The 12,170-nt window shown below is 62.6% G+C and carries 15 protein-coding genes and 1 tRNA gene; 1 reads left to right on the top strand and 15 read right to left on the bottom strand.

The window, feature by feature from the left end; genetic code table 11:
* Nucleotides 1-4: 4 nt before the first annotated feature.
* From nuoF to DFR45_RS09085, 15 genes are all read right to left on the bottom strand, one after another.
* Nucleotides 5-1,375, bottom strand: a complete 1,371-nt coding sequence (nuoF, locus tag DFR45_RS09155) for an NADH-quinone oxidoreductase subunit NuoF (protein ID WP_114483393.1) — start codon at nt 1,373-1,375, stop codon at nt 5-7.
* A complete protein-coding gene (gene nuoE / locus DFR45_RS09150; protein ID WP_114483392.1) occupies nt 1,372-1,863 on the bottom strand; it encodes an NADH-quinone oxidoreductase subunit NuoE in 492 nt (163 codons plus the stop codon). The genes nuoF and nuoE overlap by 4 nt, the downstream gene beginning before the upstream one ends.
* On the bottom strand, nt 1,860-3,113 hold the full coding sequence (locus DFR45_RS09145; protein ID WP_114483391.1) for an NADH-quinone oxidoreductase subunit D: 1,254 nt from the start codon (nt 3,111-3,113) through the stop codon (nt 1,860-1,862). Before DFR45_RS09145 ends, nuoE begins: the two co-directional genes overlap by 4 nt.
* 6 nt (nt 3,114-3,119) lie before the next feature.
* Nucleotides 3,120-3,737 (bottom strand): NADH-quinone oxidoreductase subunit C, encoded by a 618-nt coding sequence (locus DFR45_RS09140; protein WP_114483390.1) that lies wholly within the window; start codon nt 3,735-3,737, stop codon nt 3,120-3,122.
* Nucleotides 3,738-3,747: 10 nt separating this feature from the next.
* Nucleotides 3,748-4,227: a NuoB/complex I 20 kDa subunit family protein gene (locus tag DFR45_RS09135; protein ID WP_114483389.1), complete on the bottom strand. Its 480-nt coding sequence runs from the start codon at nt 4,225-4,227 to the stop codon at nt 3,748-3,750.
* A 30-nt stretch (nt 4,228-4,257) separates the two neighbouring features.
* Nucleotides 4,258-4,617 (bottom strand): NADH-quinone oxidoreductase subunit A, encoded by a 360-nt coding sequence (locus tag DFR45_RS09130; RefSeq protein WP_114483388.1) that lies wholly within the window; start codon nt 4,615-4,617, stop codon nt 4,258-4,260.
* Nucleotides 4,618-4,692: 75 nt separating this feature from the next.
* A tRNA-Leu gene (locus tag DFR45_RS09125) sits at nt 4,693-4,777 on the bottom strand.
* 102 nt (nt 4,778-4,879) lie between these two features.
* Entirely contained in the window at nt 4,880-5,248 is a 369-nt protein-coding gene (gene secG, locus DFR45_RS09120) for a preprotein translocase subunit SecG (RefSeq protein ID WP_114483387.1), read from the bottom strand.
* A gap of 40 nt (nt 5,249-5,288) precedes the next feature.
* Nucleotides 5,289-6,038 (bottom strand): triose-phosphate isomerase, encoded by a 750-nt coding sequence (gene tpiA / locus DFR45_RS09115; protein WP_114483386.1) that lies wholly within the window; start codon nt 6,036-6,038, stop codon nt 5,289-5,291.
* Between the two features lie 2 nt (nt 6,039-6,040).
* A complete protein-coding gene (locus DFR45_RS09110) occupies nt 6,041-7,027 on the bottom strand; it encodes an NAD(P)H-quinone oxidoreductase (RefSeq protein WP_114483385.1) in 987 nt (328 codons plus the stop codon).
* Nucleotides 7,028-7,117: 90 nt separating this feature from the next.
* A complete protein-coding gene (pnp, locus tag DFR45_RS09105; protein WP_114483384.1) occupies nt 7,118-9,355 on the bottom strand; it encodes a polyribonucleotide nucleotidyltransferase in 2,238 nt (745 codons plus the stop codon).
* Nucleotides 9,356-9,564: 209 nt separating this feature from the next.
* Nucleotides 9,565-9,831 carry a 30S ribosomal protein S15 gene (rpsO, locus tag DFR45_RS09100; protein ID WP_114483383.1) on the bottom strand — a complete coding sequence of 89 codons (267 nt, stop codon included), beginning with the start codon at nt 9,829-9,831 and terminating at the stop codon, nt 9,565-9,567.
* A gap of 178 nt (nt 9,832-10,009) precedes the next feature.
* Nucleotides 10,010-10,276 carry a BrnA antitoxin family protein gene (locus DFR45_RS09095; protein WP_114483382.1) on the bottom strand — a complete coding sequence of 89 codons (267 nt, stop codon included), beginning with the start codon at nt 10,274-10,276 and terminating at the stop codon, nt 10,010-10,012.
* Nucleotides 10,260-10,559: a BrnT family toxin gene (locus DFR45_RS09090; protein ID WP_114483381.1), complete on the bottom strand. Its 300-nt coding sequence runs from the start codon at nt 10,557-10,559 to the stop codon at nt 10,260-10,262. The genes DFR45_RS09095 and DFR45_RS09090 overlap by 17 nt, the downstream gene beginning before the upstream one ends.
* Nucleotides 10,556-11,755, bottom strand: coding sequence for a pyridoxal phosphate-dependent aminotransferase (locus tag DFR45_RS09085; RefSeq protein WP_114483380.1), 1,200 nt, complete (start codon nt 11,753-11,755; stop codon nt 10,556-10,558). Before DFR45_RS09085 ends, DFR45_RS09090 begins: the two co-directional genes overlap by 4 nt.
* 76 nt (nt 11,756-11,831) lie before the next feature.
* On the opposite strand from DFR45_RS09085, the gene DFR45_RS09080 reads away from it, so the two are divergent.
* Entirely contained in the window at nt 11,832-12,158 is a 327-nt protein-coding gene (locus DFR45_RS09080; RefSeq protein ID WP_241659394.1) for a hypothetical protein, read from the top strand.
* The last annotated feature ends 12 nt before the right edge of the window (nt 12,159-12,170 follow it).

Here is a 12,170-nt window from a genome sequence, read left to right as displayed (position 1 = left end):
GCGATCAGGCAGATGCAGAGTTGACGGGAACAGCACCCTGCCCAGCCTTGCTGCGGATCTTCGCCTCAAACTCGGGACGGAAATGTTTGAGCATGGCGCGCACCGGCATGGCTGCAGCATCGCCGAGCGCGCAAATCGTGCGGCCCATGATGTTTTCTCCGACCGAGTCGAGCAACTCCAAATCACCCTCGCGGCCCTGCCCTTTGTGGATGCGGTCCACCAGGCGCCACAGCCACCCCGTGCCTTCACGGCACGGGGTGCATTGGCCGCAGGATTCGTGGGCATAAAAGTAGGACAGGCGCAGGAGACTTTCGACCATGCAGCGCGTATCGTCCATCACGATCACGGCGCCCGAGCCCAGCATGGAGCCGGCCTTGGAGATGGAGTCGTAATCCATGGTGCACTCCATCATGATGGATGCGGGCAGCACCGGCGCCGAAGACCCCCCGGGAATTACGGCCTTGAGCTTGCGCCCCTTGCGTACTCCGCCCGCCAATTCGAGCAGTTTGGCAAATGGCGTACCCAGTGGAATCTCGTAATTGCCGGGATTTTCGACGTCGCCACTGACGGAAAAAATCTTGGTGCCGCCATTGTTGGGCTTGCCACACGCCAGATAGGCTGCGCCACCATTGCGGATGATCCAGGGGACCGCTGCAAAGGTTTCCGTGTTGTTGATCGTCGTGGGCTTGCCGTACAGGCCAAAACTGGCGGGGAAAGGTGGCTTGAAGCGCGGCTGGCCTTTTTTGCCTTCGAGGGACTCGAGCAGAGCTGTTTCCTCGCCGCAGATGTAGGCCCCAAAACCATGCGCGGCGTGCAGTTGGAAGCTGAAATCGCTGCCCAAAATGCGTTCACCGAGGTAGCCCGCAGCACGCGCTTCTTCAAGTGCGGCCTCGAAGCGCTCGTATACCTGGAAAATCTCGCCGTGGATGTAGTTGTAACCCACGCTGATGCCCATGGCGTAGGCCGCGATGATCATGCCCTCGATGACGGTATGCGGGTTGTAGCGCAGGATGTCGCGGTCTTTGCAGGTGCCTGGCTCGCCTTCGTCGGAATTGCAGACCAAGTATTTTTGCCCCGGGAACTGGCGCGGCATGAAGCTCCACTTCAAGCCCGTGGGAAAACCCGCGCCACCGCGGCCGCGCAGGCCCGACTCCTTCACCGTGGCAATCACCTGGTCTTGGGTAAGCCCTTCGCCACCATCCTTGCCGAGAATTTTGCGTAGAGCCTGGTAGCCGCCGCGCGCTTCGTAATCTTTGAGGCTCCAGTTGCTGCCGTCCAGTCCAGCGTAAATCTGCGGGTTGATGTGGCGCCCATGGAAACAGGTCTGCACGCCTGTGGCCTGGAACTGCGCCAAAATTTGTGCTGCCGTAGTCATGGGCGCTCCTCGGCCTGGCGCAGGCCATCGATCAGTTGGTCGAGCTTTTCGTTGTCCATGAAGCTGCACATTGTGCGGTCGTTGACCAGCATCACCGGTGCATCAGCACACGCGCCCAGGCATTCACACTGTTGCAGCGTGAACATGCCGTCGGCCGTGGTCTCGCCCATCTGGATGCCAAGCTTTTGCTCCAAATAGTGCAACGCCTTATGACCATCACGCAACTGGCAGGGCAAATTGGTGCAGACGTTGAGCTTGAATCTGCCCACCGGCGCCTGGTTGAACATGTTGTAGAAAGTGGTGACTTCGTGCACGGCGATAGTGGGCATGCCGAGGTAATCGGCCACGTCCTGCTCGGCTTCAGGGCTCACCCAGCCCTGCTCCTGCTGCACGATGGACAGGCAGGCGATCACAGCAGACTGCTTTTGCTCGGCGGGGTATTTGGCCACTTCGCGGGCAAAGCGGGCTTTGGTCGCTTCAGAAATCATCGGTCAATCTCTCCGAACACGATATCCAGGGTGCCTATGATGGCCACGGCGTCGGCGAGCATGTGGCCACGCGCGATTTCATCGAGTGCAGACAAGTGCACGAAGCCTGGTGCACGAATCTTCAGCCGGTACGGCTTGTTGGCACCGTCGCTCACGAGATAGATGCCGAATTCGCCTTTGGGATGCTCGACGGCCGCGTAGGCCTCGCCTTCGGGCACGTGGAAGCCTTCGGTGAAGAGCTTGAAGTGGTGGATCAGCTCTTCCATGTTGGACTTCATGGCTTCGCGCGAAGGCGGGGCCACCTTGTGGTTGTCGGTGATTACCGGGCCGGGATTGGCGCGCAGCCAATCGACGCACTGCTTGATGATGCGGTTGGACTCACGCATCTCGTGCACGCGCACGAGATAGCGGTCGTAGCAATCGCCCGTCTTGCCCACGGGAATATCGAAATCCATGCGGTCATAGACCTCGTAAGGCTGCTTTTTACGCAAGTCCCAGGCGATGCCGGAGCCTCGCAACATGGGGCCGGTCATGCCCAGATTCAGCGCACGCTCGGGCGTGACGACGCCGATGCCTACGGTGCGCTGCTTCCAGATGCGGTTGTCGGTCAGCAGGGTTTCGTATTCATCGACGCACTGCGGAAAACGCTGCGTGAAATCATCGATGAAGTCGAGCAAGGAGCCTTGGCGGTTGCGGTTGAGTTCGGCGAGCTCTTTCGGCCCTTTGATCTTGCTGACCTTGAATTGCGGCATGCTGTCGGGCAGGTCGCGATAGACACCGCCAGGGCGAAAGTACGCCGCGTGCATGCGCGCGCCGGAAACGGCCTCGTACATATCGAACAGGTCTTCGCGCTCGCGAAAGGTGTAGATCAGGATCGTGGAGCTGCCGCAGTCGTTACCGTGCGAACCCAACCACATCAGGTGGTTCAACAGGCGCGTGATTTCAGCAAACATCACGCGGATATATTGCGCGCGCAGCGGCACCTCTATGCCCAACAGCTTTTCGATCGCCAGACAGTAGGCGTGCTCGTTGCACATCATGGAGACGTAATCGAGCCGGTCCATGTAAGGCAGCGACTGGATGAACGTCTTGTGCTCGGCGAGCTTTTCGGTTGCGCGGTGCAACAGGCCGATGTGCGGGTCGGCGCGTTGCACGACCTCACCGTCGAGTTCGAGCACCAAACGCAGCACGCCGTGCGCCGCCGGGTGCTGGGGGCCGAAGTTCAGGGAATAGTTTTTGATTTCAGCCATGGTGGATCACAAACGACGCGCCGCGCCGAAGCCGGCGTATTTGTCTTCACGGACGATGCGCGGCGTGTTTTCGCGCGGCTCGATCGAGACGGGCTCATAAACCACCCTGCGCCGCTCTTCGTCGTAGCGCATTTCCACATGCCCCGAGAGCGGAAAATCTTTGCGGAACGGGTGGCCCGCAAAACCGTAGTCGGTGAGGATGCGGCGCAGGTCGTCGTGCCCCTCGAAGACGATGCCGAACAGGTCAAATGCCTCACGCTCGAACCAGTTGGCCGAAGCCCACAGTTGCGAGACCGAGGGCAACACCGGAAGATCATCGTCCGGGCAGCGTACCTTGACGCGCACGCGCTGGTTCAGGCTCACCGATAACAAGTGCACCACGACCCCAAAACGCGGGCTTTCCTGCCCTGCGAAATCTGCATAGTCCATGCCGCACAAGTCGATGAGCTGCTCGAAACGGCAGCTTTCGGCGTCGCGCAGGCGCTGCATCACACCGAGATAGTCGGCAGCCGACACATGCACCGTGACTTCTCCGAGGCGAATGGAGATGCTGCGTGCGGCGTCGCCCAACACGCTGGCGATGGTTTCCTGGAGCTGCTCGGGCCGAATGGCTACTTCTGTCATCTTCAACCCTTCAAACCCGTGCGATGGTGTTGGTGCGGCGGATTTTCTGCTGCAACTGGATGATGCCGTAGAGCAGCGCCTCGGCCGTGGGCGGGCAACCGGGCACGTACACATCGACCGGCACGATGCGGTCACAGCCACGCACGACCGAATAGCTGTAGTGGTAGTAGCCGCCGCCATTGGCGCAGGAGCCCATGGAGAGCACCCAGCGCGGCTCGGCCATCTGGTCATAGACCTTGCGCAGGGCGGGCGCCATCTTGTTGCACAGCGTGCCCGCAACGATCATCAAGTCAGACTGGCGCGGACTGGCGCGAAACACCTCGGCACCAAAGCGCCCGATGTCGTAGCGCGCAGCCGCTGCGTGCATCATTTCGACGGCGCAGCAGGCCAAACCGAACGTCATGGGCCACAGTGAACCCGTCTTGGCCCAGTTCACCACGGCATCGTAGCTCGTGGTGACGAAGCCTTCTTTCATTACGCCTTCAATCATCTGATCCGTCCTCGTTGAAGCCTGCCGCGCTCATTCCCAATCGAGGGCGCCTTTTTTCCACTCGTAGACGAAACCTACGACCAAGATGGCCAGAAAGATCACCGCAGCAATGAAGCCGGTCAGACCGACTTCGCGCATCACCACCGCCCAGGGGAAGAGAAAGGCGACCTCGAGATCGAACAGAATGAAAAGGATGGCGACGAGGTAGTAGCGTACATCGAACTTCATGCGCGCGTCTTCGAAGGCTTCGAAACCGCACTCGTACGCAGAGTTTTTGGCCGGATCGGGGCGATTGGGCCCGAGCACATAACCCAGAACCAAGGGGACGACACCAATGGCGATGCCGACCAAGATGAACAACAAAACGGGGAGGTATTGATCGAGGTTCATCTTGTGGATTTGCTCACCGTTGTAGCCGCACCTGCTGAAAGCTCGACAGACGCGAGCAGCAGGCGGGTTTTTGTATGGTGCCGTCGGCGAGACTCGAACTCGCACAGCTTTCGCCACTACCCCCTCAAGATAGCGTGTCTACCAATTTCACCACGACGGCGGTTTTGCTGGCTGGGTGGCTTGAGGATTGCGCTCCAGACAGACGTAAATTCTAACCCGGAAAAACCCTCATTCGCTGGCTCCGGGCAGATTTTGCTGCAGATTATTTGGTTGGAATCTGCGCCGCCCCCGAAGCTGCAGCCGCCGGCGCGGAGGCTGCGGCAGAAGCTGGGGCGGCAGGCGCAACGGGCGCCACAGCGGCGGATTCGAGCACGCTGTTGGAGCTCGCGGGACGTGCATTACCAAAGTACGCCAGCGCCAACGTGGCGGCGAAGAAGATGGTCGCAAGCACCGCCGTCGAGCGCGAGAGGAAGTTTGCACTGCCGCTGGCGCCAAACAGGCTGCCCGCACCGCCGCTGCCGAAGGCGGCCCCCATGTCCGCACCTTTGCCATGCTGAACCAGCACCAGGCCGATCATGCCCACGGCCGCGAGCATCTGCACGACCAGTATCACGTTGACGAGCACGTTCATTGTGCTTTACTCCTTTTTCAATAGCTTTTTAGGCTGATTTTTACTTGGCTGAAGCGATGATTTGCAAGAAATCGGGGGCTTTCAGCGAGGCGCCGCCGATCAGGCCGCCGTCGATGTCGGGCTGGGCCAGCAGTGCCGCAGCGTTGGCGGCATTCATGCTGCCGCCGTAGAGCAGGCGGATGCGGCCGGCGTGTTCGGTCGCGGCGGCAAGCTGGCTGCGCAGCACGGCGTGCACTTCCTGCGCCTGTTCGGGCGTGGCCGTGAGCCCCGTGCCTATGGCCCAGACGGGTTCGTAGGCCACGACGATTTCGCTGATGCAGTGGCCGTTCAGATGGATCACTGCGGCGAGCTGGCGTTTGACCACGGCTTCGGTCAGGCCTGCCTCGCGCTCCTGCATGGTTTCGCCCAGGCAGACGATGGGCGTGATGCCCGCGGCCAGTGCTCTTTGTGCCTTGATGGCAACGAGCGCATCGGTTTCATGGTGGTATTGGCGCCGCTCGGAATGTCCGACGAGCACGTAGCGCACGGAAAATTCCTTGAGCATCGCCGCCGACACCTCGCCGGTATAGGCCCCGGCCTCGTGCGCCGAAACGTCCTGCGCCGCCACGGCCAGCGGCGAGCCGGCGGTGAGCGCCTGCACCTGTGCCAGATACGGTGCGGGCGCAGCCACGGCCACGTCGCACGCAGGCGGCCGCTGCGCCATGCCATCGAGCACGGCGTGCAGCAGCACTTCGTTGCTGGCCAGGCTACCGTTCATCTTCCAGTTGCCTGCAATGAGCTTTTTTTTCATGGTCACCACGTCAGGACGATCTTGCCGATATGTTGATTGGATTCCATCAGCGCATGCGCTTGCGCAGCCTGCTCTGCAGGGAATGTGCGGTACACGACGGGACGGATCTTGCCTGCAGCGATGAGCGGCCAGACGTGCTCGCGCAGTGCGCGCGCAATCGCGCCCTTGAACGCCACCGGGCGCGGGCGCAGCGTGGAACCCGTGATGACGAGCCGGCGGCGCAGCACCAAGGATGCATCGAAACTGCTTTTGCTGCCGCCTTGCACGGCGATGATGAGCAGGCGCCCATCCTCGGCCAGGCATTCGACTTCGCGCGTGACGTAATCGCCCGCGACGATGTCGAGGATCACGTCCACGCCCTTGCCTTGCGTGAGGCGCAGGCACTCGGCAGTGAAGTCCTGCTGCTTGTAATCGATCGCGTGGCTCGCACCGAGCTCGAGGCAAGCCTGGCATTTTTGCGCGCTGCCTGCGGTGGCGATCACCGTGGCGCCGAAAGCGCGCGCGAGCTGGATCGCCGTGACGCCTATGCCGCTCGTGCCGCCTTGCACGAGCAGGGTTTCGCCGGCTTGCAGGCGGCCGCGGTCGAACACGTTGCTCCAGACGGTAAAAAACGTTTCGGGCAAAGAGGCCGCCTGCGCGTCGCTCAGGCCCTCGGGCACGGGCAGGCACTGCGCCACGGGCGCGATGCAGTATTCGGCGTAGCCCCCACCCGCGACCAGGGCGCACACACGGTCGCCTACTTTGAAACCCGCTTCGGCCAGCGCGGCGGGGTCACCCGCTTCGATCACGCCTGCGACTTCGAGGCCCGGCAGATCCGAAGCGCCGGGCGGCGGCGGGTAATGCCCTTTGCGCTGCAGCACGTCGGGCCGGTTGACACCGCTCGCACGCACGCGGATCAGCGCCTCGCCCGGCCCCGGCTTGGGCTGCGGACGTTCGGCCAGACGCAGCACTTCAGGCTTGCCAAACGCAGAAATTTCTACGACACGCATACAAAAACCATAGCAATTTTGTATGATGGAAATATGCCGCTAGCGCCCATTCATCAAGCGCCAGCAGCTCTCATAGGATGAGCGAAAAGCTCAAACTTCTTCGGATGCCTCGCCATCGCTCGCAGCTTGCGGCGCAGGCGCACGGCCGGCACCACGACCGCCCTCACGGCGTTCGCCGCGTTCGCCCCGCTCGGAACGTTCACCGCGCTCGGAGCGCTCGCCATTGCCTGCAGCGGGCCGATCGGAGAGCGCCTTCATCGACAGCTTGACGCGCCCTTTGTCGTCGGTCTCGAGCACCTTGACTTTCACCACCTGGCCTTCGCTGAGGTAGTCGCTCACGCGCTCGACGCGCTCGTTGGCGATCTGACTGATGTGCAGCAGCCCGTCCTTGCCTGGCAGCACGTTGACCAGCGCGCCGAAGTCGAGAATCTTGACCACCGGCCCTTCATACACCTGCCCCACCTCGACCTCGGCCGTGAGCTGCTCGATGCGGCGCTTGGCCTCTTCGGCCTTGGCGCCGTCGGTCGCGGCGATGGTGATGGTGCCGTCTTCGGCGATGTCGATCTGCGTGCCGGTTTCTTCGGTCAGCGCGCGGATCACGGCGCCACCCTTGCCGATCACGTCGCGGATCTTCTCGGGGTTGATCTTCATGGTGAAGAGCTTGGGCGCAAAGCTGCTGACATCGGCATTGGCGCCGGCCATGGCCTCCTGCATCTTGCCCAGGATGTGCATGCGCGCTTCCTTGGCCTGCGCCAGCGCCACTTGCATGATCTCTTTGGTGATGCCCTGGATCTTGATGTCCATCTGCAGCGCCGTGATGCCGCTCGTGGTGCCCGCGACCTTGAAGTCCATGTCGCCGAGGTGGTCCTCGTCGCCGAGGATGTCGGTGAGCACGGCAAAGCGGTTGTCCTCCTTGATCAGGCCCATGGCGATGCCGGCGACATGCGCCTTCAGTGGCACGCCCGCGTCCATCAGCGCAAGGCAGCCACCGCAGACCGATGCCATGGACGAGGAACCGTTCGACTCGGTGATTTCGGACACCACGCGGATGGTGTAGGGGAATTCGTCCTTCTCGGGCAGCACGGCCGTGAGCGCGCGCTTGGCCAGGCGGCCGTGGCCGATCTCACGGCGCTTGGTGCTGCCCATGCGCCCGACTTCGCCCGTGGCAAACGGCGGCATGTTGTAGTGCAGCATGAAGCGGTCTTCGTACTCGCCCAGCAGCGCGTCGATGCGCTGCGCGTCGCGCTCGGTGCCCAGCGTGGCCACGGCCAGCGCCTGCGTCTCGCCGCGCGTGAACAGCGCCGAGCCGTGCGTGCGCGGCAGCACCGAGGTGCGGATTTCGATCGGGCGCACGGTGCGCGTGTCGCGCCCGTCGATGCGCGGCTCGCCCGCGAGGATCTGGCTGCGCACGATGCGCGCCTCGATCTCGAACAGCAGGCCCTCGACCTTCACCGGGTCGAACTCCAGCCCGGCTTCGCGCAAATCAGCCATGACCACGGCGTAGGCCTCGCGGCAGGCCTGGGTGCGCGCCTGCTTGTTGCGGATCTGGTAGGCGGCGCGCAGGCGCTCTTCACCGAATTCGGTCACCTTGGCGATCAAGGCTTCGTCACGCTGCGGCGGCTGCCAGTCCCACAGCGGCTTGCCGGCCTCGCGCACCAATTCGTGGATGGCGTTGATCGCGATGTTGCTCTGCTCGTGGCCGAACACCACGGCGCCGAGCATGACCTCCTCTGGCAACTGCTGCGCCTCGGACTCGACCATGAGCACGGCCGCCTCGGTGCCGGCCACGACCAGGTCGAGCTGGCTTTGCTTGCGCGCCGTCTGGCCGGGGTTGAGCACATAGGCGCCATTGACATAGCCCACGCGCGCGGCACCGATCGGGCCGTTGAACGGGATGCCCGAGACGGCCAGCGCCGCGCTGGTGGCGAGCATGGCGGGGATGTCGGCATCGACCTCGGGGTTCAGCGACAAGGTGTGCACGACCACGTGCACCTCGTTGAAAAAGCCCTCGGGGAACAGCGGACGGATCGGGCGGTCGATCAAGCGGCTCGTGAGCGTTTCGTACTCGCTGGGCTTGGCCTCGCGCTTGAAAAAGCTGCCCGGAATCTTGCCCGCGGCGTAGGCTTTTTCGATGTAATCCACGGTGAGCGGGAAAAAATCCTGCCCCGGCTTGGGCGACTTGGACGCGGCCACCGTGGCCAGCACCACGGTATCGTCCATGTTGACCAGCACGGCGCCGGTGGCCTGGCGAGCGATCTCGCCCGTCTCCAGCGTGACTTTATGTTCGCCCCACTGAAAGGACTTGGTGACTTTGTTGAACAGACTCATAAGTGCTCCAAATTAAATAGCTAAAAGCGCACATCCATCAAGCGCCAGAGCCTCATTCAGAACACGATGCCATTCCAGTGACCCTGCCCGCCCGGCGCCGGGGCAAGGCCATTGGAATGACACAGCTTCGCTCTGCAGTCTGGCTCCGAAGCAAAAAACGCCTGAGCTAGCGCATGACTAACCCAGGCGTTCGATGCATGCGATACGAATTACTTGCGCAGCCCCAACTTGGCGATCAGCGCGGTATAACGGTCGGCGTCCTTGGCCTTGAGGTAGTCGAGCAGCTTGCGGCGGCGGCTCACCATGCGCAGCAGACCGCGACGGCCATGGTGATCCTTGGCGTGGGTCTTGAAGTGCGGGGTAAGCTCGTTGATGCGCGCGGTGAGCAGCGCGACTTGAACCTCAGGGCTGCCGGTGTCGTTGGCAGAACGGGCGTTGGCCTGAATGACTTCGGCCTTGATGGAAGATGCGATCATGGGTTTTCCTGAAAAAGTCGGGCGCAGACGTTGGGCATAAACCCTTGCAACCCGGGTTTGAACTTGCGCCAGCGGCCGGAACGAGCCACGCGGCGTGCGTTTTGCACCGTGCAAAACCTGTGAATTATAGCGGTTCGATGCGCCGGCCCACGACCGCCCGCCCATTGCCGGCCCTCGCTCAATGCTCCTGCAACTTCTCTTGCAGCCACACCTTGATCAAAGACTGGTAAGGCACGTCCCGTGCATTGGCAGCAGCCTTGAGCGAATCCAGCAGGTGTTGCGGCAGCCGCAGCGAAATGGTTTTGGTCGTGGGCTTCAGGTTCGGCAAAGTGACCTTGCGCGCCTTCGACCAATCCACATGCTCCGTCGAGTCATGCGACTCCCAGTAAGCGCGCTCCTCGTCTTCCGAGGCAAACTTGGGAACAGGTTTAGCGGACTTGGGCATAGATGAGCCTCTCTTTTCGGTGCATGTCTCGCGCAGAAATCACACGAATCAGCGCCCCGGCCTGCCGCAATGTGAACGTGAGGTGCAGCGGCCGCCCTCTGTCCGTTTTCCCCAGGGCGTGAAAACGCGGCTCGTTCAGACTGTGCGCCACATCCTCCACGAACAGCAAAGGCGCGTTGAAAAAGACCTGTTCTGCTTCGGCCATGGATACGCCATGTTTTTCGTTCTTCCGGGCATTGCCATCATCCCAGTCGAATCCTGTGATCCTGCTCAGATCGATCATTTTTGTATATTACCAACATATTCTCTCTGACGTACCACTTGCACTTGCAGCCACCCCTTCAACCGCGCCACCCCCTGCACCAGACGCGCTGGATCGTGCGAGGCAAAGCACCAGCGCAGCCAGCCTTGGGCCTCGGGGCCGAAGGCGTTGCCCGGGGCCAGGCCCAGCCCGGCCTCGGTCACCAGGCGCTTGGCCGTGGCGAGGGAATCGTCGTGCCCGTGCAGGCGAAAAAACGCGTACATGCCGCCCAGCGGCGTGGCCACTTCCACGCCCGGCAGCGCCTGCAGCAAAGGCAGCAGCGTATCGCGGCACTTGCGCAGGTGCGCCACCACGCGCGGCGTGATGGCGTCGGCGTGCTGCAGCGCCGCGATGCCTGCGCGCTGCGTGAACACGCTCGTGCACGAGGTGTTGAACTCCACCAGTTTGCCCACATGGTGCACCGCTGCAGGCGGCAGCACCAGCCAGCCCAGGCGCCAGCCCGTCATCAAAAAGCTCTTGGAAAAGCTGTGCACCACCACCAGCCGGTCGTCGGGCTCGGCCAGGTCGAGAAAGCTCGGCGCGCAGGCTTTGGGCGAGGGCGCGTAATACAGGCGCTCGTACACCTCGTCGGCCAGAATCCAGGTGCCCGTGCGGCGGCAATGCGCGAGGATGGCGCGCTGCTCCTCGGGGCGCAAAGTCCAGCCCGTGGGGTTGTTGGGCGCGTTCAGGATCAGCAAGCGCGTGCGCGGCGTGATCGCGGCCAGCAAGGCGTCCAGATCGAGCGCCCACGCGCCCCCCGGCTGCGGGCGCAGCGGCACGCAGTGCAAGCGCGCGCCCATGATCTGCGGCTGCGCCGTCAGGTTGGGCCACACGGGCGTCACGGCGACCACCTCGTCGCCCGCATCGACGAGCGCTTGCACGGCGAGCATCAGCGCATTCACGCCGCCCGAGGTCACGACGACGCGCTCGGGCGGCACAGGGCGATGCAGCTCGCTCATATACGCAGCGATCGCTGCGCGCAGCTCGGGCAGGCCCAGGTTGTGCGAATAAAACGTCTCGCCCCGCTCGATCGAGGCTACGGCCGCCTGGCGCACCACCTCGGGCGTGCCCTCGTCGCTCTCGCCAAACCAGAACGCCAGCACGTCGCTGCGCCCCAGGCCGGCGTTGGCCACTTCACGGATACGGGATTCTTCGAGGTTCAAAACAGCTTGGCGCATGGCAGTATGTGCAGTGGAACAACCCTCTATCCTATCGGTTGCCATTCACACTTCACACTCACTTTTTGGAATGTCCATGTCCTCTACCACGCATAAAACTGCAAAAGATATAGCACTTCACGCACGCTGCTCCTTGAGAAATGCCATTTTTGCCTTGTGTTTTGCTTTGAGCCTCAGCGCCGTGCCCCAGGCGGCTCTCGCCGCGAGCAAAAAATCCAACTCGGGCGACGCGACGACCAGCGTGAACAACACCCGCACGGCAGGCAAGAAAAAGCACAAAGTTCACACCACCCACCTACGCAGCCCCAGTGAAGAAACCACCGCCGAGCGCGACCGCCGTCTGTACCGCGAATGCCGCGGCATGCCGAATGCGGGGGCGTGTCTGGGGTACACGCACAAGTGAGCCGGGCCAGCA

The organism is Extensimonas vulgaris (assembly GCF_003337425.1).
GTDB classification, from domain to species: domain Bacteria; phylum Pseudomonadota; class Gammaproteobacteria; order Burkholderiales; family Burkholderiaceae_C; genus Extensimonas; species Extensimonas vulgaris.
This window is presented reverse-complemented; position numbering and strand designations above follow the sequence as displayed.